Raw genomic sequence first — 26,127 nt, 5'->3', positions numbered from 1 at the left:
TCCGCGGAGGGCGGCCGCCGGTGACGGGCAGGGCTACGCGAGGAGTGGACCATGCGGATCGGCATTCTCGGTACGGGCGCCATGGCAACGGCACTGGGCGGGGCCTGGGTACGAGCCGGACACGAGGTTCTGGTGGGCGGGCGGGACGCGGTCGCGGCTCGGCACGTCGCTGCTTCGATCGGGGCGTCGGGCGGTGGCGGGCCGGCGGAGGCGGCGCGGTTCGGGCCGGCCGTGTTGGTCGCGGTGCCGGCGGAGGCGGCGGTGTCGGTGGTCGCGCCGCTGGCGGGCGAACTGGCCGGACGGACCCTGCTGGACTGCACGGTGCCGATGGCCCCCGGAGCGTACGGGCCGGCGCTGACCACGGCGGGGGCCGGCGACTCGGTGGCCCGGCGGCTGGCTGCGGTGGCGCCGGACGCGCGGGTGGCCAAGGTGTTCGGGATCTGCCACGAGAGCATCTGGACGATGCCGCGGCCGGGCTTCGAGGGTGCGCCGCTCGGCGTTCCGTACTGTGCGGACGGTCCGGAGGCCGGTGCGGTGGTGGCCGGGCTGGTGGCCTCGATGGGGTGTACGCCGGTGGACTGCGGCGGGTTGGACCGGGCCGGACTGCTGGAGGCGGCGGCCGTGTTCGCGGTTGGCGTCTGGTGGTCCGGCGGGGAGGCGCGGTACGTCTTCCCGGTGCCGGCCCTGGCGCCGGGGGCGCTGGACGATGCCGAGTAGCGGCGGGCAGGTGGACGGGCGGGCGGGCGGACGAGGCGGGCGACAGCGAGCGGTTGGCGGCGAACAACTAACAGCTAACAGATGACAGCGAACAGCTGACGGATGACAGATTTCATCATCTGTCATCCGTTCGCCGTCATGCCAGATCCCCCCGCATCTGGTCCAGGATCAGCCCCGCCCCCGTGTACCCGATCCCGAGCATCCACAGGTTGTCGTCCACCCGGAACGCCCGGCCGTTGCGTACGGCGTCCAGGTTCTTCCACAGCGCACCCTCGGTGATCTTGGCCTGGTCGGACCTGGCCGCGTCCCCGTACACCGAGTAGAAGATGACGTCGGCGGCCGCCTGGTCCACCTGCTCGGGGCTGATCTCCAGGGAGAAGCCGGACTTGTCCTGGTTGGCCGGGCGGCCCAGCCCGAGGTCCTTGAACAGTGAGCCGATGAAGGTGTCGTTGAGGTAGAGCCGGGTGGGCGCACCGGCCAGGAAGCGGGCCATCTCGGCCCGGATGGCCGCCGCCTTGGCGGGCCCGCCGAGCGCGGTGACGAGGTCCCGCAGCTTGGTCCGGTGGGCGGCGTCCGCCGCCTCCGCCTCCGCTTGGCGGCCCGTCGCCTCGGCGTGCAGCCTGGCGTTCTCCTTCCAGGTCGGTCCGGTGGTCTTGGACAGCACGGTCGGCGCGATCTTGGACAGTTGCTCGTACCGCTTGTCGTCGCGGACCTGGTTGCTGAGGATGAGGTCCGGCCGCAGCGCGGCGATCGCCTCCAGGTTGGGCTGGCCGATCGTGCCGACCGCCGTCGTGCCGGTCAGCCGTTCGGTGGGCAGGTAGGCCGGGAAGGGCGCGCCCTCGCTGACCGTGGTGGCGCCGACCGGGCTGAGGCCGAGGCTGACCACCGAGTCCAGCGCGTCGGTGTCCAGCACCACCACCCGGCTCGCCCGGGCCGGTACGGTGCTCTCCCCGCGCGCGTGCTTGACGGTCCGGGTGCCGCCCGAGGCGGACGGGCCGCCGCCCGGCGCGGGGGAGCCGGACCCGCAGGCGGCGAGCGCCAGGCCCGGGGCGAGTCCGACGGCGAGGCCGAGTGCGGCGCGGCGGCTGAGGGGGCGGGTCATCGGCGGCTCCTCCGACGGACGGGCTGCTCCACGGCGCCCCGTCCGACGGGCGGGCGGGGCGCGGGAATCCCTGCCCGCCCGGCAGGCCCGCTACGCCTCGGAGCCGTACTCCCGTCGCTGGCGCAGCAGTTCGGCGTACTCGGCCCGCACCCGGCGGTCCATGGCGAGCGTGAACTGCGCGTCGGCGACGGTACGGGCGAGCGGCCGGACCCGCAGGATGCGCTCGGTGAGCCGGGCCGCCTCGCCGGGCGCCAGCGGTGTCTCGCCGGAGAGCGCGCTGAGCAGGTGGTCGCTGACCACCTCGATGAAGATCTCGGCGATGGCGTCGATGTGCTCCTGGGTGCGCCGACTGGCGTCCAGTACCGCCGAGAGCGGCACGCCCTCGGCGACCAGTTCGGTGGTGGCGTCCATCAGTCGACGGCTGACGTGGGTGATTCCGTCCTCCTCGACCGTGATGTAGCCCTGGGCGATGGACTCGGCGGTGTTCTCCTCGGTGAGCTGGTCCCCGAAGGCGGTCTTCAGCTCGTCCCAGTCCAGTCGCACCGGGGTCTCGTCCGACCAGGGCGCGACGATCGCCGCCTCCAGCCCGATCAGCTCCGCGACGTCCTGCCCGCTCTCCCCGGCGCCGATCAGTTCGGCGATCCCGCCCAGGGTGTGGCCGCGGTCGAGCAGTTCGCCGATCATCCGCAGCCGGGCCAGGTGCTCCTCGCCGTACCAGGCGATCCGGCCCTGCTTGCGGGGCGGTTGGAGCAGTTTGCGCTCACGGTAGAAGCGCAGGGTACGGGTGGTGATCCCGGCCGCCTCGGCCAGTTCCTCCACCCGGTACTCGCGCTTTTTGTAGTCCGCAGCAGCTCTGACCTTGTCCACGGCGATCAGCATAGGTCCGTGGCGTCGGCTGGGGTGCCTTCGGGAACTTCCGGTGAATCGGGGTCGTCGTGCTTCTTCCATCCGGTGTCAGCAAGGACTACCCTGCCAACCATGCCAGTGATTACTGGCGCGATTGGCAGGGTTCCGGAGGTGAGCCCCCGGGAGGTTCCGGGGCGGACGGCCCCGGGAAAGCGCGACGATCACCGCCCCACCCCCAGGAGGTTGCCGCATGGCATCCAGCAGCAAGCGCCCCCGCTCCGGCGCGTCCGAAGCGACCGACACCACTGCTGCGCGGGAGACCGTCCCGCACGTCCGGGTGGCGGTGATCGGCTCCGGATTCGGAGGCCTCGGTGCCGCGGTCCGGCTGCGCCGCGCCGGGATCACCGACTTCGTCGTCCTGGAGCGCGCGGACTCCGTCGGCGGCACCTGGCGCGACAACAGCTACCCCGGCTGCGCCTGCGACGTGCCCTCGCACCTCTACTCCTTCTCCTTCGCGCCCAACCCCGACTGGCCGCGCAGCTTCTCCGGCCAGCCGGACATCCGCGCCTACCTGGAGAAGGTCGCCACCGTCTTCGGCCTCCGCCCGCACCTGCGCTTCAACACCGAGGTGCTGGAAGCGCGTTGGGAGAGTGAGCTGACCCGCTGGCGGATCACCACCTCAGCCGGGCAGTGGACCGCCGACGCCGTCGTCTCCGCCGCCGGGCCGCTCGCCGACCCGCAGATCCCCGACCTGCCCGGCCTCAGCGGCTTCCCCGGCAAGGTGTTCCACTCCTCCCGCTGGGACCACGACTACGACCTGACCGGCAAGCGCGTCGCGATGGTCGGCACCGGCGCCTCGGCCGCCCAGATCATCCCGTCGATCCAGCCCGAGGTCGGCAAGCTCACCGTCTTCCAGCGCACCCCGGCCTGGGTGCTGCCGCGCCGCGACCGGGAGATCAGCCAGCTGGAGAAGTGGCTGCACGGCCGCCTGCCGGTCACCGCCAAGATTCGCCGTGGCACGCTCTTCGCCCTGCGCGAGCTCCAGGTGGACGCCTTCGTGCGCCGCCCCGGACTGCTGCGCGTGGTCCAGCAGCTCGCCGAACGCCACATCGCCCAGGGCGTCGCCGACCCGGCGCTGCGCGCCAAGCTCACCCCGGACTACCGGATCGGCTGCAAGCGCATCCTGCTGAGCAACACCTACTACCCGGCGCTCGCCGCCTCCAACGCCGAGGTCGTCTCCTCCGGCCTGCGCGAACTGCGCGGCTCCACCCTGGTGGCCGCCGACGGCAGCGAGCACGAGGTGGACGCGATCGTCTTCGGCACCGGCTTCCACGTCACCGACATGCCCATCGGATCCCGGGTGTTCGGCGTGAACGGGACCAGCCTCGCGGAGGAGTGGAAGGACGGCATGGAGGCGCTGCGCGGCTCCACCGTGCGCGGCTTCCCCAACCTGTTCTTCGTGATCGGCCCCAACACCGGTCTCGGCAACAGCTCGATGATCCTCATGATCGAGTCCCAACTGAACTACTTGATCGACGCGTTGACCACGCTCAAGTCGGTCGGTGCCACCGCGATGCAGCCCACCGTCCGGGCCCAGCGCCAGTGGAACCTCGAACTGCAGCACCGGATGGACCGCACGGTCTGGACCACCGGTGGCTGCCGCAGCTGGTACCTGGACCCGAGCGGCAAGAACACCGTGCTCTGGCCCGGCTCCACGACGTCCTTCCGTCGCGCCACCCGCAAGGTCGACCTCGGCGAGTACGAGCTGATCATGCGCGCCGCGCCCGCCAACGCCCGTACCGCCCAGGAGGTTTCCGCATGAGCGAGCGAAGTGAGCGAATCATGAAGGGGTGCGCGTTGTGCGAAGCGCCTGCCGTGCGAAGCGAGGTGGGCGCATGAGCGAGCGAAGTGAGCGAATCATGAAGGGGTGCGCGTTGTGCGAAGCGCCTGCCGAGCGAAGCGAGGTGGGCGCATGAGCTCCGTCGAGTTGCCCGCCGAGTACGTGCCGCCCGTGCCCGTCGAGGAGCTGAGCGTCCGCTCGGCCGACGGCATCCGGCTGCACGTCGAGGTGCACGGCCAGCCGGGCGCGCCCACCGTGGTGCTCGCCCACGGCTGGACCTGCTCGACCGCCTTCTGGGCCCCGGTGATCCGCGAACTCTCCGACCGCTACCGGGTGGTGGCCTACGATCAGCGCGGACACGGGCACAGCGAGATCCCGCCGAGCCGGGTCCGCTACTCCACCCGGGCGCTCGCCGAGGACCTCGCCGCCGTGCTCGCGCGGACCGTTCCAGCGGGGGAACGGGCGGTCGTGGCCGGGCACAGCATGGGCGGGATGACCATCATGGCCGCCGGCGGTCGCCCCGACGTCGCCGAGCGCACCGCCGCCAACGTGCTGATCTCCACCGGCCCGGCCGAACTGGTCGCCGAACTCACCATCCTGCCGGGGGCCGTGCGCTCCCCGGGCCTGCGGCGCTTCCTGCACCGGCGGCTGCTGCTCTCCCGATTGCCGCTCGGGCCGGTCACGCCGGTCAGCCGCGCCGCGCTCAAGTACGCCACCATGGGGCCGGGTTCGCCGGCCGGGCAGGTCGAGGCGACGGCCCGGATCGTGCACGCCTGCCCGACCACGGTCCGCGCCAACTGGGCCGGAGTGCTCGGCCGGCTGGACGTGCGCGCCGGGCTCGGCCGGGTCACCGCGCCCACCGCCGTGGTGGTCGGGACCGCGGACCGGCTGACCCCGCCGGTGCACGCCCACCGGATGATCGCCGAACTCGCCGACCCGCAGGGTCTGTTGCTGCTTCCCGGGGTCGGACACATGTCGCCGCTGGAGCGGCCGGTGGAGGTCGCCGCCGAGATCCACCGGATGGCCGCCGCGCACCTGGCCGCCGAAGCCCCCGCTGCCGTTTCGGCTGCCGTTGCCACCGCCGCTTCCGGTGCTTCCGCCGCTTCGATCGCTTCCGTAGCTGAGGGGACCACCGTCGCATGAACGCCATCCCGCCGTTGTCCGCGCAGGTCGTGGTGGTCACCGGGGCCGCCCGCGGGGTCGGCGCCTCACTGGCCCGCAAGCTCGCCCGGCGCGGCGCCAAGGTCGCGCTGCTCGGGCTGGAGCCGGAGGAGCTGAAGGCCGTCGCGGCGCAGTGCGGCCCGGCCGCCACCTCGTGGGAGGTGGACGTCACCGACCTGGAGGCGCTCAACGACACCGCCCGTCGGATCAAGGAGCACTACGGGCGGATCGACACCGTGGTGGCCAACGCCGGCATCGCCATCGGCGGACCGCTGGCCGACAGCGACCACCGGGCCTTCACTCGGGTCATCGAGGTCAACCTGCTCGGCAGTGTTGCCACCGCGCGGGCCTTCCTGCCGGCGCTGACCGAGAGCCGCGGCTACCTGCTGCAGATCGCCTCGCTCGCTGCGCTGACGCCCGCGCCGCTGATGAGCGCGTACTGCGCCAGCAAGTCCGGGGTGGAGGCCTTCGCCCACTCGCTGCGCGCCGAGGTCGCCTACCAGGGGGTCAAGGTCGGTGTGGGATACCTGAGTTGGACCGACACCGACATGGTGCGCGGCGCTGACCAGGACGCCGTGCTGAAGCAGATGCGCGGCCAACTGCCGTGGCCGGCCAGCAAGACGTACCCGCTGGAGCCCGCGGTGGACCGGATCGTCGCCGGGATCGCCCGCCGCTCCGCCCACGTCTACGCCCAGGCCTGGCTGCGCGGCATGCAGCCGGTGCGCTGGCTGCTGCCGAGCCTGATCGCGGTGGTCGGCTCCCGCGACGTGGCCAAGCTCGCCCCGCAGCTCGCCGCCACCGCCGCCTCCCGGCTGCGCGCCGTCGGGGCCGGTGGCGCCGCGGACACGGCGGCGCGGGGGAGCCGGGCGGGGGCGGACGGCTGACAGACGATAGCTGACAGGTAACAGCTGACAGATTTCAAAATCTGTCAGCTGTTACCTGCTATCCGTTACCTGTCATCTGTTATCTGCCATCTGTCATCCGTTCGCCGCAATCCCCGCCAGTACCCCCAGCGCCCGCGCCAGCACTGGCAGCGGCGGCGAGGCCAGCCCGACCCGGACCGCCGACGGCGTGCTCCGCGGGTCGACCGCGAACGCGGCCGCGGGCGTCACCGAGATCCCCGCCCGCGCCGCCGCCGCGACGAAGGTCTCCGCCCGCCAGGCCCCTGGCAGCTCCCACCACAGGTAGTACGAGCACGGATCCGCCCGCAGTTGCTGCCCCGCGAGCACCTCCCGCGCCAGCTCCTGCCGCGCGGCCGCGTCCGCGCGCTTCGCCGCCTCCACCGCCGCCAGCGTCCCGTCCCCGATCCACCGCACCGCCGCCTCCAGCGCGAAGCCGCTCGGTGCCCAGCCGCCCGCCCGCAACGCGCCCGCCACCCGCTCGCGCAGCCCGTCCGGGACGACCGCGAACCCGCTGGTCAGTCCTGGGGCGAGTCGCTTTGACAGGCTGTCGACCAGGACGGTCCGCTCCGGAGCCAGCGCGGCGAGCGGCGCCAGCTCGGGCCGCAGGAAGGACCAGATCGAGTCCTCCACCACCGGCAGGTCCAGCCGGCGCAGCTCCCCGGCCAGCGTGACCGCCCGCTCGTGCGGCAGGCTCGCCCCGGTCGGGTTCTGCAGCCGCGGCTGGACGTACACCGCGCGCAGCGGCGTCGTACGGTGGGCGGCTGCCACGGCGTCGGGCAGCAGCCCGTGCTCGTCCACCGCCAGCGGCACCAGCCGGATGCCCAGCCGCTCCGCCACCGCCTTGACCACCGGATAGGTCAGTGCCTCCACCCCCAGCCGGTGCCCCGGCGGCACCAGGGCGGACAGTGCCCCCGCCATGACCTGCCGCCCGTTGCCCGCGAACAGGAGGTGCGCCGGGTCGACCTCCCAGGCGCCCGACGTCAGCAGCCCCGCGAAGGCCCGCCGCGCCGCGCCCGTCCCGGCCGCGCCGACCGGCCGCAGCGCCTCGCCCAGCGCGTCCGCCCGCAGCAGCGGTGCCAGCCCCTCGGCCAGCCGCTCGGCCTGCCCCGGCGCGGTGGGGTAGTTGAGTTCCAGGTCGACGGGCGCGGCGGCAGGCTCGGCGAGCGCGACCCGTCCGTCGTCCGCACCCCGCCCGGCCCGTACGAAGGTGCCCCGGCCGACCTCCCCGACGGTCAGCCCGCGCCGGACCAGCTCGCGGTAGACCCGGGTCGCCGTCGAGTTGGCGATGCCGTGGGCGCGGGCGAAGGCGCGCTGGGTGGGCAGCTGCTGGCCGGGCCGCAGCCGTCCGTCCGCGATCTCGGCGGCGATCCCGTCCGCGATCAGGCGGTAGTCGTCCATCGGCGTCCAGCCCTTCGTCCCGGGGCGCGGCACATTGCACCGAGCGCAAAGTCATCATTGCATCGAGATCGCTCCACACCCTAGCCTCCTTGCATGAGCGAGTTGGACGCGTTGATATCCGCCGTGGACGGCCACGCCGTGCTCGGGATCGCCGCCGTGGCGCTGGGCATGGTGCTGTCGCCGGGGCCGAACATGATCTACCTGGTGTCGCGCTCGATCGCGCAGGGCCGCCGCGCCGGGCTGGTGTCGCTGGCGGGCGTCGCGACCGGCTTCCTGGTCTACCTGGTCGCGGTGACGGCCGGGGTGTCCGCCGTCTTCTCGGTGGTGCCCGCGCTGTACACCGCGATCAAGCTGGTCGGCGCCGGTTACCTGCTCTGGCTGGCCTGGAAGGCGGTCAAGCCGGGCGGCACGGCGGTCTTCGCCCCGCAGCAGCTGCCCCCGGACCCGCCGCGCCGCCTGTTCGCGATGGGCTTCCTGACCTGCCTGCTCAACCCCAAGATCGCCATCATGTACATCTCGCTGCTGCCCCAGTTCGTGGCGCCCGAGCGTGGCCACGTGGCGCTGCAGAGTCTGGTGCTGGGCCTGACCCAGATCGCGATCGCCATCGCCGTCAACGGCCTGATCGCGATGAGCGCGGGCAGCATCGCCGACTTCCTCAACCGCCGTCCGACCTGGCTGCGGGTCCAGCGCTACGCGATGGGGACCGTCCTCGGCGGCCTCGCCGTCCACATCGCCGCCGACCGCGCCAAGGCCGTCGCGGCCTAGCCCGCCTCCTCGGGGCGCAGCAGGGCGTCGATCCGCGCGGCCGCGGCCAGCAGGTCCCGGTCGGCCATCCGCGCTCCGATGAGCTGGACACCGACGGGCGCCGACCCGGCGACCGGGAGGGGGAGCGTCACCGACGGCAGGCCCGCGGTGGCGGCGGGGGACGTGTTGCGGATCAGGGTGAGGAACGTGGGCACGTCCCGACCGTTGAGGGGGAGGGCCTCCTCGTACCGGTGGAGCGGCCGGGCGCACACCGGGACGGTGGGACTCAGGATCGCGTCCAGGCCGTTCGCGGTGAACAGGTCGTGGTAGGCGGCCTGCATCGCCCGGCGCTCCGCGAGGGCTCCGCGCAGGGCGGCGGACCCCGGGTACCCGGGGGCGGTGGGCAACGCGGTGGCCTTGAGCAGCTCCGCGATGACCGGGTCGCCGGCCGCGTCGAGGACGTCGGCGGGGGTGAGCCCGGTGCGGTGCTCGTCGAGGTAGCGTCCGAGGGCGGCGGCGAATTCGCCGAAGACGAGGGGGAACCCGATCCGGGAGTCGTACGCGACCAGGTGCGCCGTGTCCACCGGAGCCCACTGCGTCCGCGCCGCGGTGAGGCAGCCGAGGGCCGCCTCCCAGGCGGTTCGGACCGGGCCCTCCAGGTCTTCGGTGAACACGTGCCGCGGCAGGCCCAGCCGGAGCGGGCGTCCCGGGTCCCTGGGGCTTCCGGTTCCCGTGGTGCCCCCGGTTCCCGTGGTGCCTGCGATCTCCCCGGTCACGAGGGCGTCAAGCATGATGAGGCGGTCCAGGGTGCGGGCCAGCGGTCCCGGGGTGTCCCGGGTGGTCGACAGCGGCGTGACACCTGCCGAGGGGTAGCGCCCGGTGCTGGGGCGCAGGCCGTAGATCCCGTTGAGGGCGGCGGGGATGGTGACGGAACCGCCGGTGTCGGTGCCGAGTCCGGCGTCGGTGATGCCGGCGGCCACCGCGGCGGCCGTACCGCCGCTGCTGCCGCCCGCGAACAGGGCCGGGTCGGTGGCGTTGCCGACGGCGCCGAAGCTGTGGTTGTACGAGGTGGCTCCCAGGGAGAGCTCGTGCATGTTCGTCTTGCCCAGCACGATCGCCCCGGACGAACACAGCGCCCTGACGACGGGCGCGTCGGCGCCGGGGACGAAGCCGGTGAGCGCGGGGGTGCCCGCGGTGTTGGGCAGGCCCGCGACATGGATGTTGTCCTTGATGACGAGGCACCAGGGTGCTTCGCCGCCCCGGGCGTCGCGGCGGGCCGCCTCCGCGAGAGCCCTCTCGGCGTCCAGCGTGATGAACGCGTTGAGGTGCCCGACGGCGGCGGCCCGGTCGATCGCGGCCGACACGACCTCGTGCGCGAGGCCGCGTCCCGCGGTTTCCGGCTCGGTCATGGGGGTCGGCTCCTTCTCGGGCAGGCACGTGGGCGCGTCGGACGCGGCGGCCTCGTCCTCCACCGGCAGGCTCGCGAGTTTCTCGGCCTCGGCGAGCGCCGCGCTGCGTGCCGCCGGAGCGCTTTCGGCCCGGAACCGAGTAGTCATCAGATGCGCCTCCCTGCCTGGATTTCATCACCCGGTCGGGCGATGTCCGTGTCCGACACCGCGGGTGCGACCGACCGCCTGCATCCGCAGCCCGTCGAGCAGGGCCGTTGTCCTGGGTGTGGGATCGGCTGCGGCGAGTCGGTACGGTCGGGGGTATGACAACAGCCTTGATCACCGGCGCGACCGCCGGCATCGGAGCCGCCTTCGCCCGCCGGCTCGCCCGCAGCGGCTACCGGCTCGTCCTGGTGGCCCGGGACGCCGAGCGCCTGGAGCGCGCGAGCGCCGACCTGCACGCCGAGTACGGCATCGAGGCAGAGGTGCTGCGCGCCGACCTCGCGACCGACGAGGGCATCGCCGCCGTCGAGGCCCGGCTCGGCGATGCCGAGCGTCCGGTGGACCTGCTGATCAACAACGCCGGGTTCGGCAACAAGGGCGCCTTCGGGGCCGTCCCGCTCCAGGCCGAGCTGGACATGGTGAAGGTGCACATCGAGGCGATCCTGCGGCTGACCACGGCGGCCCTGCCGGGGATGCGCGAGCGTGGCCGGGGCGCGATCGTCAACGTCGCCTCGGTGGCGGCCTTCCTGCCGCGCGGCACGTACGGGGCGAGCAAGGCGTGGGTGGTGAGCTTCACCCAAGGCGTGCTGCGCGACCTCGGCGGTACGGGCGTGCGAATGATGGCGCTGTGCCCGGGCTTCACCCGGACCGAGTTCCACGAGCGGGCCGGCATGGGCACCGGCAACATCCCGTCCTGGTCCTGGCTCTCGGCCGAGCGGGTGGTGGCGGAGGCGATGCGCGACCTGGCGCACGGCAAGTCGTTGTCCGTGCCGGGCAAGCGCTACAAGGTGGCGGTGGCCATCGCCCGGATGCTGCCCTCCGGCAAGCTCGGCGGCCTGTCCTCGAAGGCGGCGCGCACCTACCGGACGAACTGAGGCGCGCGGCGGTCGGGCGGGGTGCTGGCGAGCGGGCTGGCGGACCAGGAATAGAGTCACTCTCACTATTAGCTTGCCTAACTATGAGCTACTCTCGCTATGCTGGCATCCGCCCGACCGCCATGCCCGCAGCCGTTCCCGCTGCCGTGCCCGCCGCCGCGCCCGTCGCGCGTCCGACCCAGGGAGGCCCGTCCTTGAGACCCGCCGCCATCGACTGGACCCCGCCCGAGCGCGCCGAGGGCGAGTCCCGCCCGCCCGCCGAGTGGCGGCGGATCCTCGCGCTGTTCCGCCCGTACCGCGGCCGCCTCGCCGCCGTCGGGCTGCTGGTGGCCGCCTCCGCCGTGGTCTCCGTCGTCTCGCCGTTCCTGCTCAAGGCCGTCCTGGACACCGCCATCCCGCAGGGCCGCACCGGGCTGCTCAGCCTGCTCGCGCTCGGGATGATCCTCACGGCCGTGGTGAACAGCATCTTCAACGTGCTGCAGACCCTGATCTCCACCACCGTCGGCCAACGCGTCATGCACGACCTGCGCACCTCCGTCTACAGCCACCTGCAGCGGCAGTCGCTCGCCTTCTTCACCCGCACCCGCACCGGCGAGGTGCAGTCCCGGATCGCCAACGACATCGGCGGCATGCAGTCCACGGTGACCTCCACCGCGACCAGCCTGGTCTCCAACCTCACCGCGGTGACCGCCTCGATCGTCGCCATGGTCGCCCTGGACTGGCGGCTGACCGTCGTCTCGCTGTTCCTGCTCCCGCTGTTCGTCTGGATCAGCCGGCGGGTCGGCCAGGAGCGCAAGAAGATCACCACCGAGCGGCAGAAACAGCTGGCCGCGATGAGCTCGGCGGTCCAGGAGTCGCTGTCGGTCAGCGGCATCCTGCTCGGCCGCACCATGGGCCGTTCCGACTCGCTCGCCCGGGAGTTCACCGGGCAGTCCGACCAGCTCGCCGACCTGGAGGTGCGGGCCAGCATGGCCGGGCGCTGGCGGATGAACACCATCCAGATCGTGATGGCCGCGATGCCCGCGCTGATCTACTGGGCGGCCGGACTGACCTCCGCAGCCGGTGCGCCGATCGTCTCGGTCGGCACCCTGGTCGCCTTCGTCACCCTCCAGCAGGGCCTGTTCCGTCCGACCGTCAGCCTGCTCTCCACCGGCGTGGACATGCAGACCTCGCTCGCGCTCTTCCAGCGCATCTTCGAGTACCTCGACCTGCCGGTGGAGATCGACGAGCCGGCGCACCCGGTCACCCTGAGCGACATCCGCGGCGAGGTCCGCTTCGAGGCCGTCGACTTCCGCTACGACCCCGGGCAGGAGCGCCCGACCCTGGCCGGCGTCGAGCTCAAGGTCCCGGCCGGAAGCTCACTGGCCGTGGTCGGCGAGACCGGCTCGGGCAAGACCACCCTCAGCTACCTCGTGCCGCGGCTCTACGACGTCACCGGCGGCCGGGTCACCCTGGACGGCGTGGACGTGCGCGAGCTGTCCTTCGACACCCTGGCCCGCGCGGTCGGCGTGGTCTCCCAGGAGACCTACCTCTTCCACGCCTCGGTCGCCGAGAACCTGCGCTTCGCCAAGCCCGGGGCCAGCGACGCCGAACTGGTCGAGGCCGCCCGGGCCGCGCAGATCCACGAGACCATCGCCGCCCTCCCGGACGGCTACGACACCCTGGTCGGCGAACGCGGCTACCGCTTCTCCGGCGGCGAGAAGCAGCGCCTCGCGCTCGCCCGCACGATCCTGCGCAACCCGCCGGTGCTGATCCTCGACGAGGCCACCAGCGCGCTCGACAACCGCACCGAACGCGCCGTCCAGCAGGCCGTCGACACCCTGGCCGCCGGTCGCACCACCATCACCATCGCGCACCGGCTCTCCACCGTCCGCTCCGCGGACCAGATCGCCGTGCTCGACCACGGCGAGGTGGTCGAACTCGGCAGCCACGAGGAGCTGGTGGAGCTGGACGGCCGGTACGCGGCGCTGCTGCGCCGGGAGGCGCCGGAGGCGGCGGCCCTGTCGGACGCCGCCCTCGGGCGCGCGTGAGGCGAGGAGGAGGCGGTCAGGCCGCCTTCGGCACCTCGTTGTAGCTCTCCACGACCTCCTGGCCGGACAGCCGCTGGATCGCCGCCATCACCTCGTCGGTCACCTGCCGACGGGCCTTCAGCGAGCGGGCCTGCCCGTGCAGCTCGTCGAAGTGCAGCGGCTCGCCGAAGCGGACCGTCACCTTCTTGATCCGCGGGACCCGCTTGCCCACCGGCAGGATCTGCTCCGGCCCCTCCAGGGCCACCGGCACGACCGGCACGCCCGCGGTCAGCGCGAGCCAGGCGACGCCCGTCTTGCCCCGGTAGAGCCGGCCGTCCAGCGACCGGGTGCCCTCGGGGTAGATGCCGAAGGCCCTGCCCGCCTCCAGGATCTCCAGCGCCGACTCCAGCGAGGCCTGAGCGGAGCGGTAGGTGCCGCGCTCGACCGGCACCGCGCCGATCGACTCGAAGAAGCCCTTGGAGAGGCGGCCCTTGAGGCCCGGGGCGTTCCAGTACTCGGCCTTGGCGAGGAAGTGCACCCGGCGCGGGGCGGTCAGCGGGATCACCACGCTGTCGATGAAGGACAGGTGGTTGCTGGCCAGGATCACCCCGCCCTTGCGCGGCACGTTCTCGGCACCCTCGATGACCGGGCGCCAGATCCCCCGTGACACGGGTTTCAGCACCAGCCTGGTGACGAGATCGAGCATGTTCCCTCCCTGGACGAACGACCGCCCGGGAGGAGCCCGGGCCAGCAATCAGACCCGCAGACTACGACACCCACCCCCGCGCCCGTCCACTCCCGGCCACCGTGGCGCCCACCACGGCCGGGTAGTGTACGGCCGTCCGAACCGAGCACAACCCCGCAGTACCCAGGAGGGAACGATGGAGAGCATCGAGGCCATCAAGGAGATGTTCGACCGTATCGACAAGAACGGCGATGGCAAGATCACCCCGGCCGAGTACGCGCTGGCCGCCAACGAGATGGGCGACCACGGTGTCACGCTCTCGATGGCGGAGGCGCTGATCCACGCGATGGACACCCGTCACCAGGGCTACCTGGACTTCGAGGAGTTCCTGGCCGCCCGCCAGCGCTGAAGTCGCACCGACGGGGCCGGTCGTCGTACCGGCGGGACCGGCCCCGCCCGGAGCTCCGTCGGCCCTGGGCGGGCCGGCTCCCCCCGGGTCAGCCCTTGACCGGGAACACCCGGCGCACCACCCGCTCCGCGGCCCCGCCGTCGTCCCAGACGCAGAACTTGGCCCGGAATCGCGCCCGCGCCGCCGGCTCCGGATCGCCCGCCCGCAGCGCCCTCGCCAGCCCGTCCGCGTCCACCGTGACTGCGCCCGGCGGCTCCTCGAACAGGTCGAAGTACACGCCGCGCTCGCGCCGGTACTCCTCCCAGTCCGGCGCGAAGACGACCACCGGCCGGTCCAGCACCGCGTAGTCGAACATCATCGACGAGTAGTCCGTCACCAGCGCGTCCGCCGCCAGGTAGAGGTCCTCCACCGTCGGGTGCGCCGAGACGTCCACGATCTCCGCCGCGTCCTCACCGGCCGTCAGGTCGCCCGGGCCGCCGACGTGGAAGTAGTGGGTGCGCACCAGCAGCGTGAACCGCGGGCCCAGGCGCCGGGCCAGCTCCGCCACGTCCAGCAGCGGCACGTAGCCGCCCTTGCCGCCGCGGTGGGTCGGCGCGTACAGCACGGCCGTGGTGCCGGGCCGCAGCCCGAACCGTTCGCGCATCGCCCGGACTTCCTCCGGGGTGGTGTTGGCCAGCCGGTCGTTGCGCGGGTAACCGGTGTCCAGCATCTCGTACCGGCCGGGGAAGGCCCGGGCGAAGTGCTCGCTGGTGTGCGGGTTGGAGGAGACCAGGAAGTCCCAGCGGTCGACGGCCTCCTGGAGCCGGTCGAAGTCCATCCCCTCGGCCGCCTCCGGGCGGTCGCGCAGGTCCATGCCCATCGCCTTGAGCGGGGTTCCGTGCTGGGTCTGGACGTGCACCGTCCCCGGCCGCTTCACCATCGTCCGCGGGAAGTTGACGTTGTTGACGAAGTACTTGGCGGTCGCCATCGCCTTGAGGTAGGCGGGGGTGTTGACGATCACGTACGGCACTCCGGGCGGCATGGTGGCGGCCTGCGTGCGGTTCTCCACCACCCACACGCCCCGGATCTGCGGGGCGAGTTCCTTCGCCTTCTCGTAGATCGCCGCCGGGCTGCAGGCGTAACCCCGGTGCCAGTATGCGGCGTAGACCGCCAGGTGCTCGTCCAGCGGGAGGCGGCGGAACGCGTTGTACGCGGTGAACCGGGCGCCGCTGCGCACGCCCTTCTTCACCGCGGGCGCCACCGCCCGCGCCCCGCGCTTGAGTCCGCGCGGCAGCCGGCCGGTGCGGCGCAGCTCCGCGTACGCGATCCGGGCGCCGCGGGCGGCCAGCCGGTACTGCACGCCGCGCACCCCGCCGGGGAAGCGGTAGCCGGCCGGGCGGTGGCGCTCGAAGTGGTCGGAGATCCGGTGGAAGAAGTCCTTGCGGCGGTCGGTGGGGACGAGTCCCGGGGTGTCGTAGACGTTCAGCGCCTGGCGCAGGGTCCGGTCGAAGACCAGGGTGCGCAGCGACTCCGGGACGGGCCGGCCGGGACGGTCCGGGCGGTCCAGGAAGGTGAAGATCGCGTCGTACTGGGCGAACACGTCGGCGTGCTTGGGGGAGGCGGTGGCGGTGATCGCACCGTCCCGGCCGCGCCGGTAGAAGTAGCAGGGGCGGTCGAGGTAGCGCAGCCGCTCGGCGGCCAGCAGCGCGGGGTAGGTGACCGAGATGTCCTCGTAGTAGCCGCGGCCGAAGGCGACGTCCAGGCCCTCCAGGAAGGCGCGGCGGAAGACCTTGTTCCACACCGACATCACGGTCTGGAACAGCGCCGGGTGCTCGGCCAGGGTGCAGCCCTCGACCAGCGGGGAGCCGACCAGGACGTGCCGCCAGGGGTTGGGCTCGGTCTCGCCGTCCGGGTAGACGTGGGTGAAGTCGGTGAGCAGCACGTCGGCGGGGGTCTCCCGGCGGAGCTCCTGCTCCAGCTCGTCCAGGATCACGCCGACGGTCCGCTCGGGCACCCAGTCGTCGCTGTCCACGAACCAGACGTACTCGCCGCGCACCAGCGGCAGGGCGGCGGTCCGGGCGCCGCCGAGGCCCTGGTTCTCGGTGAGGTGCAGGACCCGCAGCCGGGGGTCGCGGGCCGCGTAGGCGTCCAGGATCGCGCCGGAGCCGTCGGGGGAGAGGTCGTCGACCGCGATCACCTCGAAGCGGGTCTCCGCGGCGTGGGTTTCGCCGAGGATCGAGTCGAGGCAGCGCGGGAGGTACCGCTCCACGCCGTGGACCGGGAGCACGATGCTGAGGAGGAGGGACACGCTGGCCGAGTCTACCGATCCACCGGGCGCGACCTGCGGGGACGTCCGGTCGGCGGCGGGAGGCGGGGGCCGGGCCCGGAACCGCCGGTGCCGGGCCCCGAGCGGGGCGGCACCGGCAGTCTGGTGGCGGCCCGGCCGACCCTCTACGGCCGGCCGCCGGTCCGGGCACCCTGCGAGCCTGGCCACCGCAGCGTCGAGGTGACCGGGCAGTGGCTCGCGGGAGCCGGAGTTGATCGAGTCATTTCATCACTCGAACACACGCTTGAGTGCGGTGCGGGCACTAGCGTGTGCAACAGATATTGCTTGGAGGATCGACGCGAGTCAATCCCTCGTATGTGTTCACTTCATGAACCTGATCGCTGACACCGTTCCCGCCGCCGGTGATCGTTTTGTCGACCTGGCGGCTGTCCCCTATATGCGGGCGACTCATCGACATCAGGGGGCGATTCGTCGACACGGGTCGTGGCACCCGCCGGTCGCCCCCGTGCGCCCGGCGCATACCGCGCGAACGGGCGCCGGGCCAGTGCCTCCTGGCCCTCCTGACGGACGGCGGGTCGTGCACCATCATTGATGCCTAGTCGTGACCGCACGGGTGGCCCCTGGTGCATCGTCAGTTGACGCCGCACGGTACGGTGGCACAACACCAAGGACGGTTGCGCGAAGGCCGTCTGTCACGGATAGTCTTCGCCTCACGGCCCTGGCGCCTCGTAGGGGTGGGAAAACTGATGGAACACATGCAAGTGCGGACTCGGCCCCGTGTGCCGGCGATCCAGTGCGGTGTCGGCGCGACCGGCCGCAGGATCGACCGACACCTGGCCGTGCTCGGCGCGCCCGCACTCTCGGCGGTGGACACCGCCGAGGCGCTCGGGCTGATAAGGGAGCTGACGCCGCGCGGCGCAGACGCCCCGGCGGCGGCCCGTCGTCGCCACACCCGGGTCTCGCTGCTGGCGCCGCTGCGTCGGCTGCGGCGGAGCCTCTTCGGCGGGCGCGGCTAGCGGCCTCCGGTCGCGGTCGGCCCGGCCCCGACTCGACCCGGCGGACCAAGTGGTCCGTCGGGTCTTCGTCGTATCCGGAAGTCCGTTGCCGGGCGGGTCCGTTGACGGGCAAGTGTGTTGCCGGGTAGCTCTGTTGCCCGGCAGCTCTGTTGACGGGCGGATCCACCCGCTGCTTTGGTCTGAACCTCTCACCCTATGCGAGTTTGCCTGCTTGGCAAGGGTAGACGGCGAGGCAGTAGGTCCGGCCCGCTGACCTGGGCCAGGATGGCGCCATGGCCGACAACAACCACTCCACGCCCACCGGGTCAACCGGCTCCTTCCAGACCGTCACGCTGGAGATCACCACCGGCAACCGTGAGGTCGCGCTCGACATCACGGACCGCTGCGCCGTGTTCCTCAACGACCGGGCCGCCGGGCGTGACGGCCTGCTCAACGTCTTCGTCCCGCACGCCACCGCCGGGATCGCCGTCCTGGAGACCGGCTCCGGCAGCGACGAGGACTTCCTCGCGACCCTGCGCGACCTGCTCCCGGCCGACGACCGTTGGCGCCACCGGCACGGCAGCCCCGGCCACGGTCGCGACCACGTGGTCCCCGGCCTGGTCGCCCCGCACGCCACCCTGCCGGTGATCGGCGGGCAACTGGCGCTCGGCGTCTGGCAGTCGGTGGTGCTGATCGACACCAACGGGGACAACCCGCGCCGCAACGTCCGGCTGTCCTTCCTCGGCTAGCGGGCCCGGGCGACGTGCTCGGCGACGGCTGCGAGGTAACGCTCGATCGCCAGGTACTGGCAGAGCAGCGCGACCGGACGGCCCAGTCGGGCGTACCAGGCGGACAGTCGGGAGAACGCGGCGACCTCGAACCACACCTCGCCGTCGGCGTCCATCGACACCAGGAACGACTCCTCGCCGCACTCCGGATGCCCGGGCAGCGTCCCGTACGCGAACCCGATCCGGTCGGGCTCCGCCACCGTCCACACCACGCGGCAGGGGATCACCAGCCGCGGCCACCTGCTGCCCGGCAGGCTCAGCCGCAGCAGCACGGTGGCCCCTTCCCGGGCCGGCTCGCCCGGGAACACGGCGAAGCCCGTCCCCAACTGGCTGCCCCAGCCGAGCACGTACCGCCCGGCCCGCTCCAGCACCTCCGGCCCGTGGCCCAGGTGGACCCGCCGCCGCAGCTGCGCGTACCCGTCGGGCAGCGGCCCTCCCCGGGTGGCTCCCGCCTCGGGGTACGTGAGTACGGCGGCCCGGGCGGCCTGCAGGCGTTGCTGAAGATCGGCGACCATGGCGGCCACGGTAGCCGGGGGCCGGGGGCGGGTCGTCTGCGGGGGCGTCTTGCCGCCGGACGGTGGCGGGGAGTAGGAAGGCGGCATGAGTGACAGCGCGACGGATGCGGTGGTGACCGAGGGCGCGGCGGTGTGCGAGCTGGCGCCGGACGGCTCGGCGGAGGCCGCGCTGCGGCACGACCCGGAGGCGACCGGCCCGCGAGCGGACTGTGTGCTGTGCGGGGAGCCGACCGAACTGCCGGCCGACCGGCCGGGCAGCACCCTGTGCCCGGTGTGTGCCTGGCAGCAGGCGCAGCGGGTGGCGTGTTCGGGCTGAAGGCCGCTCCTGGGCCATGTCTGACGATTAGCGCCCGGCGGGAATCGTCAGACGGGTCTTAGGCGTCCTCCCGGGTGGCCAGGGCGAGGGTGGAGCCGTGGCGGCCCTTGCGGACCATGAGCTGGGCGGGGATGCGGCTGCGCAGGTCGGCGACGTGGCTGACGATGCCGACCGCGCGGTCCCGCTCGCGCAGGCCGTCGAGGACGTCCATCACCTCCTCCAGGGACTGCTCGTCCAGGGTGCCGAAGCCCTCGTCGATGAACAGCGTGTCCAGCGGCATGCCGCCCGCCTCGTCGGTGACCACGTCGGCCAGGCCGAGGGCGAGCGAGAGCGAGGCGAAGAAGCTCTCGCCACCGGAGAGGGTCGCGGTGTCCCGCTCGGTGCCCGTCCAGGCGTCGACCACCCGTAGGGCCAGGCCGGAGCGCTTGTTGCCGGTGCCCCGGTCGTCGCTGTGCACCAGGGTGTAGCGGCCGCCGGACATCCGGACCAGCCGGTCGCTGGCCGCCGCCGCGACCTGCTCCAGCCGGGCCGCCAGGACGTACGACTCCAGGCGCATCCGCAGCCGGTTCTCGGTGGACGTGCCGGCGGCCAGCGCGGCGAGGCGGTTGATCCGCCCGTACCGCTCCAGCGCCGGGGCCAGGTCCCCGGTCAGTTCGGTCAGCTGCCGCCCGATCGCGGTCAGCGCCGCGCAGCGCTCCCGGGCCGCCGACCGGGCGGCGTGCGCCTGGCCGAGCCGGTCGGTGGCCGTGCCGAGCGCGGCCGCGGCGGTGGGCAGGTCGACCGGCGGACGGGCCGCGGCCTCGGCCAGTTCGGGCAGCGCCAGCTCGTGCTGCACGGCCGCCGACTCCGCGCGGTGCCGCTCCAGCCGGGCCGCCAGCCGCTCGCGCTCCTCGCGCGGCAGCAGCACCGCGAGCGCCGCCGCGGCGTCCGGGAAGCCCGCCGCGACGGCGGCCTTGCCGAGCTCCTCCTCGGCCTCGCCCAGCCGGGTCCGCGCCTCCGCGCAGGCCCGGGCGGCGGAAGCGGCGGCGGCCACCTCCTCGGTGAGCCGGGTCAGCGCGGCGGCCCGGTCGGCGACCGAGGCCGCCTCGCCCCGGGCGGCCGCCACCTTGGCGGTGAGATCCCGTTGCTCGGCGTCCAGCGCCTGCAGTCGGTCGGTGAGGACGGCGGCGCGCTCCTTGGCCTCGTGCAGCTCGTCCAGTCGGCGGGTGCGGTCCTGCGCCAGCCGACCGATCTCCCGCTCGACCCGGCCGAGCGCCTCCGCCTCGTGCAGCGCCTCGCGGTGCTCGCGCTCCAGCCCGGCCAGGGACTGCGCGAGCGCGTCCGTACCGTCCGGCCCGGCCGCCCCGGCGGCAGTCGCCTCGCGCACCCGCAGCGCGGTCAGGGCCTGGTCGGCCGCCGTCCAAGCCTGCTCGGCGGCGGCCTGGGTCCGCCGGGCCCGTTCCTCGTCCTCGGCGCTCACCCGGCTGTCCGCGGCGGCCTCGGCGGGCGCCGGGTGCTCGGGCGAGCCGCAGACCCGGCAGGCCTCGCCCACCCGCAGCTGCTCAGCCAGCTCGGCGGCCATGCCCGCCAGCCGCCGGTCCCGCAGGTCCAGGCTGTGTTCCCGGGCGTCCAGCGCGGCGGTGCGCAGCTCGGCGACCCGCGGCTCGGCGCCCGCGATCTCGGCCCACAGGCCGTCGCGCTCCCGAGCCGCGCTCAGCCGGGCGGCCAACTCGGTGCGCTGCCCGTCCAGTTGCTCGACCCTGGAGCTCGCCGCGTGCGCCCGGGATTGCTGCTCCTCCAACCGGCCCAGCTCACCGTCGAATTCGGCCAGCCAGTCCTCGGCCTCCTCGGCCAGCCTCTCGGCGGCGCTCCGTTCCTGCGTCAAGGAGCGGTGCTCTCGGGTGAGCTCGGCGCAGCGCCGCTCCTCGGCCAGGGCCGCCTCCAGCCGGACCACCTCGGCCCGCAGCCGCAGCTCGGCCTCGGCCAGCCCGGCGGCGCCGGCGTCGGTCCCGGCCTCGGTCACGCTCCCGGCCTCGGTCACGCTCCCGGCCTCGGCCCAGGGTTCGGTCCCGCTCCCGGCCCGGGCGAGCCTGCGGCCCTCGGGGCCGGAGCGGGCCAGCGCCTCCCGGCGCCGCTGCTCCGCCTCCCGTGCGCGCCCGAGCGCCTCGGCCGCGCTCTCCCGCAGCCGCAGCGCGGACTCCACCCCGACGGCCTCCTGTGCGGCCGCCAGCCGCTGCCGGTCCCGTGCCGCGGCCGGCTCGAACCCGGCCAGCCGCTCGGCCTCGGCCACCGCCTCCCGGTGCCGACGCTGCCGCCCGGCCAGCTCCTCGGCGGACTCCCGGCCCCGCTGGGCCTCCCGCTGCGCCGCCTGTGCGCCCGCGAGCGCGGCCTCGGCGACGGCGAGCTGTTCGGCGGCGCCGCTGCGCAGGACCGCCGCCCAGCCGAGCACCCCGCCGGTCAGGTCGGCGTCGCCGTCCTCGGCCGGCACCCAGCCGTCGGCGGGCTCGGCGTCGGGCCCGGCCGCCTGCTCGGCCTTGCTGGCGAGGTCGCGCAGCCGGCGCCGACCGGCCTGGACGGCGGCCTCCTGGGCACGCCGCTGGTCGGCCAGCCAGGTCTCGACCAGCCCGTACCGTTCGGTGTCGAACAGCCGGCGCAGCAGTTTGCCGCGTTCCTCCGAGTCGCCCTTGAGGAAGCGGGCGAAGTCGCCCTGCGGCAGCAGTACCACCTGGCAGAACTGCTCCCGGCTCATGCCGATCAACCGGTGGATCTCCTCCCCGGCCTCCTGGTGCGACTTGCTGAGCGGCCGCCAGCCGGGCGAGCCGTCGCCGGCGTCGGCCGTCCACTCGCGCAGCAGGGTCTGCGGTCGCTCGACCGTGGTGCCGGTGCCGACCTTCTTCGGTCGGCGCTGCTCGGGCAGCCGGGTGATCTGCAGCCGTCGGCCGCCGAGCGTCAGCTCCAGCTGCACCTGGGTCAGCCGCTTCGGGTCGGCGTGGTCGCTGCGCAGCCGGTTCGCTCGGCGGGCGTTCGGCGTCTCGCCGTAGAGGGCGAAGCAGACCGCGTCCAGCACGCTGCTCTTGCCCGCCCCCGTCGCGCCGCGCAGCAGGAACAGCCCGCCGGTGGCGAGCGCGTCGAAGTCCACCGTCTCGCTGCCCGCGAACGGGCCGAAGGCGGTGACGGTGAGCTTGTGCAGCCTCATCGGGGCAGGTCCGCCTTCCGGTCGGTGGTCTCCCGGACGCGCTCGAAGCCCTCGCGCAGCCAGCCGAGCTCGTCCGGTTCCGGCTCGGTGCCGGGGCGGACGTGCCGCAGGAAGCCCTCGGCGATCTCCAAGTCGTTCCGGCCGCTGACCCTGGCCGCGTACGACTCGGACGGCCCGGCCTCGCTCTCCTCGGGGTCGAACAGCAGCTGGAGGGTGTGCGGGAAGCGACGGCGCAGCTTCTCCATCGGCTCGCTGGGGCGGGCCGCGTCGGTGAGCGTGGCCTGCACCCAGGACTGCTCGTGCTCGGCGTACTTCTCGTCGGTGAGCAGCGCGTCCAGCGTGTCGCGCAGGGTGGCGAGCGGGCGCGGCTGCGGGCAGTCGATCCGCTCGGCCGTCACCGAGCCGTCGGCCGCGAGGTCGACCAGCCACACGGTCTTGCGCTGGCGCGCCTCGGAGAAGGAGTAGGCGAGCGGGGAGCCGCTGTAGCGCAGGTGCGGGGCGAGGGTCTGGCAGCCGTGCAGGTGGCCGAGCGCGGCGTAGTGCACCCCGTCGAACACCGCGGCGGGCACGGAGGCGACCCCGCCGACCGCGATGTCCCGCTCGCTGTCGCTGGGCGCGCCGCCGGTGACGAAGGCGTGCGCCAGCACCACGGCCCTGGTCCCCTCGGGGCGAGCCGCCAGATCGGCCCGGACCCGGTCCATCGCCGCTCCGAGCACCGCCGCGTGCCCGCCCTTGGCCAGCCCGAACCGCTCGCGCACCAGCGTGGGCTCCAGGTACGGCAGCCCGTACACCGCGACCGGCCCGTGTTCGTCCTCCAGCAGCACCGGCTCGGCGCACTCGCCCGGGTCGGTCCGCAGGTGGATCCCGGCCCGCCCGATCAGCCCGGCGCCGACCCCGAGGCGGCGGGCCGAGTCGTGGTTCCCGCTGATGAAGACCGTCGGCACCCCGAGGTCCGCCAGCCGGTGCAGCACGTCGTCGAACAGCGCGACCGCCTCCAGGCCGGGCAGTGCCCGGTCGTACACATCCCCGGCGACCAGCACGGCGTCCACGCCCTCGGACCGGACCACCGCCACCAGGTGGTCCAGGAAGGCGCGCTGGGCGTCGTGCAGGCTCTCCCGGTGGAACGAGCGCCCGAGATGCCAGTCGGAGGTATGCAGGAGTCGCATGGTCCCCGACCATAGCGCCCGGCAAGGACAATCCCGCCCGGATCAGTTGCCGCGGGCGTCCCAGGGGCCCCGGGGTCGTCGCCCGCCGCCACGTCGGCGACCCGGCGCACCGGATGACGGTCTCCTGCCGGGCGGCGTCGTTCGACATCCCCGAGGCGTGGCGCGCCCGGCGCCGGTCAGCCCCTCCCACCCGTGGTCGCTGCTCCGACCCGTCCATCGGAGGAGCGCCAGGATCGAGTCGTTCCGGGTCGTTGGCGGGCGTACTCGGTCGATGGTGGCCGACATGTGGACGGAAATCGCCAGGACTGATCGATGAATGACGACGGGGTCGGGGCTGCCTGACCTTGTTCGATTACTTGGGGTGGATTGTCAGTGGCTCTGTGTATGTTCCGTGGCGTCGGCGGCTCCGAGAGTCGGAGTGGCCGGTGCCGGCCGGTGCTGCCCTGTGCCGGCCGGTGCTGAGCGAGTGAGCGGGAGGAAACCCATGACTGTGCGGGATTCGGCGTACGAGGTGTCGGGCACCGCGGTGGTGCGTGGCGGGCCGGTGCGGGCCCGGCGGGTGCTGGTGCTCGGCGGGCGCAGGCCCGGGGCCGGGGTCGGCGGGGTGCCAGCCGGTGGTCCCGGAGGGGCGCCGCCGCCGGGGGGTGGACGGCCGCCGGGCGGGCGGGCCGGTGGATCCGGGGCCCGCGGGCGGCGCGGCGGCCGGGCCCGGGGTGCGCCGCCGCAGCCGGTGGCGGTCGCGCTCGCCGCGGACGCGGCCGACTTCGCCGGGCTGGCGAAGTACGGGCTGTTCGGTGCCCTCGGGCACCAGGAGTACCTGCGGCGGGCGGAGGAGCAGCTGAGGGGCCTGCACGGGCAGGGGCTGGAGGTGCACCTGCGGGTCCTCGAGGCGGGCGACTTCGAGGACTACTGCGCGGCGCTCGGGCTCGATCCCCGGGCGCCCGCCGCCCGGGTCGCGTACGCGGGCGATCCGGAGCTGGCCGGGGAGCCGTTCGTCTACGCGGGGGAGCGGTTGGTCGAGCTGCTCCCGGTGCTGCTGGACGACCACCGGGCGCGGGTGCGGATGTCCGTCGCCTGCGCGGCGCTGCTGGATGCGGTCGGGGACGATCCGGCCGGGCAGCGACGGATGGCGGCGGTCATGCGGTACGTGACCTCGGTCTATGTGGCACTGGCCGAGGGTGCGGGGGAGGGCTGCCACCTGCTGACGCTGCGTTGCCACGGCCCCGAGGACGGCGAGGAGCTCACCTCGGCGGTGGACGTCTGCGTGGCGGAGGGGCGTCTGCACCCCTCCGGGCGGGACACGGAGGCGTTCTGCGTCACGCTCGCGGCGGGCGTGGCCTCGGGCGGGGAGGGGGCGCTGCTGCTGCACGGCGACCCGTCGAGCGGGCCGCCGGGCGGGGCTTCGAGCGGGCCGTCGGCCGACCGGCCGCCCGGGCCGACGGTGCGCGGATGGGCGCTGGCCGACGGGCGGCTGCGGCCGATGACCGCCCACGAGGTGTTCGACGAACTGGCCGACGACGCGGCGCGCGGGCTGCCGTTCCCGCCCGGGGTGGTCCCGCGGCCGGGGTTCCCGCTGCCGGGCTTCCCGGGGGCCGGCTTCCCGGGGGTCGGGGAAGGGGGCGGGCCGCTGGGGTGATCGGCCCTCCGCATCCACCATGCGGCGCTGGGGACTGTTCATCGACCGCCTGTTCGGGGAAGATCGGAGAAGATCAACAGCAGGAGCGCGCAGTACCCCACGCCGCCGCTCCGGCCGCTCCGCTCCGAACCGTGCTCCGCAGGTCCGGCGAGCCCGACACCGAGAGGGGACGCACGGCATGGGCCGGATCGAGTTCACGGCGGAAGTCGCCGAGCTGCTCGGGAAGGTGCGGCGGCGTCCCACGGCGGGCTGGCCGTGGCGGCCGGGCGAGCAGGTTCCGGACGGGTTGCCGGTGAAGCAGTCCTGGGGCTGGTTGTTCGCCCCGGACGGGCGGGTGCTCACCCTGGTGAACCCACGGGACGGGATCTGCTCGCTGCCCGGCGGCTCGCTGGAGCCGGAGGACGACGGGGACCCGGCCGCGGCCCTGGCCCGGGAGGCGGGCGAGGAGGCCCAGGCCGTGATCGGCCGCCCGTACTACCTCGGCTACCTCTACGACCGGGTCGGTTCGGCCAACGGCGGGCACGAGTGCGCGCGGGTCCGGATGGCGGCGGCGCTGCGAGCGGTCGGCCCGAGCGTGGCCGACCCGGCTTCGGGCCGGCACTACCGGCGGCTGCTGGTCGCGCCGGGGCTCGCGGTCGAGCTGCTGGGCTGGGGCGCGCCCGGGCTGCGCCAGGCCCGGGCGGCGGTCGCCGCGGCCGTCCGCTGGCTCGGCGTGCCCGCCGCCGCGAACGAGACGATCGAGGAGCTGCCGGTCGAGGGCTGCACGGTCTTTCCGGGGTCGGTGTACGCGGGGGGCGACCGGCTGGCGGGGAACTGAGCCGCGCCCTCGGGGCGGGTGGGTCAACGGGGCCGTGGCGCGCCTTCGGGTGGGCAAGGTTCGACGGGCCGTGGCGCACCCTCGGACGGCGTGCCGGTGCTGTGGCGTACCTCCGGGCGGGGAGAGCTGACGGGGCCTCGCCGCCGAACTGGCGC

The 26,127-nt window shown here is 73.9% G+C and carries 22 protein-coding genes; 13 read left to right on the top strand and 9 right to left on the bottom strand.

The window, feature by feature from the left end; genetic code table 11:
• Positions 1-51 precede the first annotated feature (51 nt).
• Positions 52-717, top strand: a complete 666-nt coding sequence (locus ACFQ87_RS06545; protein WP_380609461.1) for an NADPH-dependent F420 reductase — start codon at positions 52-54, stop codon at positions 715-717.
• 136 nt (positions 718-853) lie between these two features.
• Here ACFQ87_RS06545 and ACFQ87_RS06540 read toward each other — a convergent pair whose 3' ends face one another.
• Together ACFQ87_RS06540 and ACFQ87_RS06535 are read right to left on the bottom strand one after the other, a co-directional pair.
• Positions 854-1,819, bottom strand: a complete 966-nt coding sequence (locus ACFQ87_RS06540; RefSeq protein WP_380609460.1) for an ABC transporter substrate-binding protein — start codon at positions 1,817-1,819, stop codon at positions 854-856.
• Positions 1,820-1,909: 90 nt separating this feature from the next.
• Positions 1,910-2,686 (bottom strand): MerR family transcriptional regulator, encoded by a 777-nt coding sequence (locus ACFQ87_RS06535; RefSeq protein WP_380609459.1) that lies wholly within the window; start codon positions 2,684-2,686, stop codon positions 1,910-1,912.
• Positions 2,687-2,915: 229 nt separating this feature from the next.
• On the opposite strand from ACFQ87_RS06535, the gene ACFQ87_RS06530 reads away from it, so the two are divergent.
• From ACFQ87_RS06530 to ACFQ87_RS06520, 3 genes are all read left to right on the top strand, one after another.
• The gene (locus ACFQ87_RS06530) at positions 2,916-4,487 is read left to right on the top strand and encodes a flavin-containing monooxygenase (RefSeq protein ID WP_380609458.1); all 1,572 of its coding nucleotides are present in this window, start codon (positions 2,916-2,918) and stop codon (positions 4,485-4,487) included.
• 150 nt (positions 4,488-4,637) lie between these two features.
• Entirely contained in the window at positions 4,638-5,648 is a 1,011-nt protein-coding gene (locus ACFQ87_RS06525; RefSeq protein WP_380609457.1) for an alpha/beta fold hydrolase, read from the top strand.
• Positions 5,645-6,550 (top strand): SDR family oxidoreductase, encoded by a 906-nt coding sequence (locus ACFQ87_RS06520; RefSeq protein WP_380609456.1) that lies wholly within the window; start codon positions 5,645-5,647, stop codon positions 6,548-6,550. The genes ACFQ87_RS06525 and ACFQ87_RS06520 overlap by 4 nt, the downstream gene beginning before the upstream one ends.
• Positions 6,551-6,643: 93 nt before the next feature.
• On the opposite strand, the gene ACFQ87_RS06515 is transcribed toward ACFQ87_RS06520, so the two are convergent.
• Entirely contained in the window at positions 6,644-7,966 is a 1,323-nt protein-coding gene (locus ACFQ87_RS06515; protein WP_380609455.1) for a PLP-dependent aminotransferase family protein, read from the bottom strand.
• 93 nt (positions 7,967-8,059) lie between these two features.
• On the opposite strand from ACFQ87_RS06515, the gene ACFQ87_RS06510 reads away from it, so the two are divergent.
• On the top strand, positions 8,060-8,731 hold the full coding sequence (locus ACFQ87_RS06510; RefSeq protein WP_380609454.1) for a LysE family translocator: 672 nt from the start codon (positions 8,060-8,062) through the stop codon (positions 8,729-8,731).
• On the opposite strand, the gene ACFQ87_RS06505 is transcribed toward ACFQ87_RS06510, so the two are convergent.
• A complete protein-coding gene (locus ACFQ87_RS06505; protein WP_380609453.1) occupies positions 8,728-10,266 on the bottom strand; it encodes an amidase family protein in 1,539 nt (512 codons plus the stop codon). The genes ACFQ87_RS06510 and ACFQ87_RS06505 overlap by 4 nt on opposite strands.
• Before the next feature lie 155 nt (positions 10,267-10,421).
• Here ACFQ87_RS06505 and ACFQ87_RS06500 point away from each other — a divergent pair, with 155 nt between their 5' ends.
• Both ACFQ87_RS06500 and ACFQ87_RS06495 read left to right on the top strand, forming a co-directional pair.
• Positions 10,422-11,195 carry an SDR family NAD(P)-dependent oxidoreductase gene (locus tag ACFQ87_RS06500; RefSeq protein WP_380609452.1) on the top strand — a complete coding sequence of 258 codons (774 nt, stop codon included), beginning with the start codon at positions 10,422-10,424 and terminating at the stop codon, positions 11,193-11,195.
• A gap of 194 nt (positions 11,196-11,389) precedes the next feature.
• Positions 11,390-13,225: an ABC transporter ATP-binding protein gene (locus tag ACFQ87_RS06495; RefSeq protein ID WP_380609451.1), complete on the top strand. Its 1,836-nt coding sequence runs from the start codon at positions 11,390-11,392 to the stop codon at positions 13,223-13,225.
• 16 nt (positions 13,226-13,241) lie between these two features.
• Here the strand turns inward: ACFQ87_RS06495 and ACFQ87_RS06490 are convergent, their stop codons facing one another.
• Positions 13,242-13,910 carry a lysophospholipid acyltransferase family protein gene (locus ACFQ87_RS06490; protein ID WP_380609450.1) on the bottom strand — a complete coding sequence of 223 codons (669 nt, stop codon included), beginning with the start codon at positions 13,908-13,910 and terminating at the stop codon, positions 13,242-13,244.
• 175 nt (positions 13,911-14,085) lie between these two features.
• On the opposite strand from ACFQ87_RS06490, the gene ACFQ87_RS06485 reads away from it, so the two are divergent.
• Positions 14,086-14,298 (top strand): EF-hand domain-containing protein, encoded by a 213-nt coding sequence (locus ACFQ87_RS06485; protein WP_380609449.1) that lies wholly within the window; start codon positions 14,086-14,088, stop codon positions 14,296-14,298.
• A gap of 88 nt (positions 14,299-14,386) precedes the next feature.
• Here ACFQ87_RS06485 and ACFQ87_RS06480 read toward each other — a convergent pair whose 3' ends face one another.
• Complete coding sequence (locus ACFQ87_RS06480; protein ID WP_380609448.1) at positions 14,387-16,585, bottom strand: CDP-glycerol glycerophosphotransferase family protein; 2,199 nt, start codon at positions 16,583-16,585, stop codon at positions 14,387-14,389.
• A gap of 725 nt (positions 16,586-17,310) precedes the next feature.
• Between ACFQ87_RS06480 and ACFQ87_RS06475 the strand changes: the two genes are divergently transcribed.
• Complete coding sequence (locus ACFQ87_RS06475; protein WP_380609447.1) at positions 17,311-17,580, top strand: hypothetical protein; 270 nt, start codon at positions 17,311-17,313, stop codon at positions 17,578-17,580.
• A 272-nt stretch (positions 17,581-17,852) separates the two neighbouring features.
• Positions 17,853-18,308, top strand: a complete 456-nt coding sequence (locus tag ACFQ87_RS06470) for a YjbQ family protein (protein ID WP_380609446.1) — start codon at positions 17,853-17,855, stop codon at positions 18,306-18,308.
• Here the strand turns inward: ACFQ87_RS06470 and ACFQ87_RS06465 are convergent.
• Complete coding sequence (locus tag ACFQ87_RS06465; protein WP_380609445.1) at positions 18,305-18,862, bottom strand: DUF1990 family protein; 558 nt, start codon at positions 18,860-18,862, stop codon at positions 18,305-18,307. The genes ACFQ87_RS06470 and ACFQ87_RS06465 overlap by 4 nt on opposite strands.
• A gap of 85 nt (positions 18,863-18,947) precedes the next feature.
• Between ACFQ87_RS06465 and ACFQ87_RS06460 the strand changes: the two genes are divergently transcribed.
• Positions 18,948-19,178 carry a hypothetical protein gene (locus ACFQ87_RS06460; RefSeq protein ID WP_380609444.1) on the top strand — a complete coding sequence of 77 codons (231 nt, stop codon included), beginning with the start codon at positions 18,948-18,950 and terminating at the stop codon, positions 19,176-19,178.
• A gap of 58 nt (positions 19,179-19,236) precedes the next feature.
• Here the strand turns inward: ACFQ87_RS06460 and ACFQ87_RS06455 are convergent, their stop codons facing one another.
• Both ACFQ87_RS06455 and ACFQ87_RS06450 read right to left on the bottom strand, forming a co-directional pair.
• Positions 19,237-22,353, bottom strand: coding sequence for an AAA family ATPase (locus tag ACFQ87_RS06455; RefSeq protein ID WP_380609443.1), 3,117 nt, complete (start codon positions 22,351-22,353; stop codon positions 19,237-19,239).
• Positions 22,350-23,519: an exonuclease SbcCD subunit D gene (locus ACFQ87_RS06450; RefSeq protein WP_380609442.1), complete on the bottom strand. Its 1,170-nt coding sequence runs from the start codon at positions 23,517-23,519 to the stop codon at positions 22,350-22,352. The genes ACFQ87_RS06455 and ACFQ87_RS06450 overlap by 4 nt, the downstream gene beginning before the upstream one ends.
• Positions 23,520-24,003: 484 nt before the next feature.
• Between ACFQ87_RS06450 and ACFQ87_RS06445 the strand changes: the two genes are divergently transcribed.
• The gene (locus tag ACFQ87_RS06445; RefSeq protein ID WP_380609441.1) at positions 24,004-25,155 is read left to right on the top strand and encodes a hypothetical protein; all 1,152 of its coding nucleotides are present in this window, start codon (positions 24,004-24,006) and stop codon (positions 25,153-25,155) included.
• Positions 25,156-25,333: 178 nt separating this feature from the next.
• Positions 25,334-25,972 (top strand): hypothetical protein, encoded by a 639-nt coding sequence (locus ACFQ87_RS06440; protein WP_380609440.1) that lies wholly within the window; start codon positions 25,334-25,336, stop codon positions 25,970-25,972.
• Positions 25,973-26,127: the final 155 nt, after the last annotated feature.

The sequence above is a fragment of the Kitasatospora sp. NPDC056531 genome (assembly GCF_042794375.1).
Classification (GTDB): Bacteria; Actinomycetota; Actinomycetes; order Streptomycetales; family Streptomycetaceae; genus Kitasatospora.
This window is presented reverse-complemented; position numbering and strand designations above follow the sequence as displayed.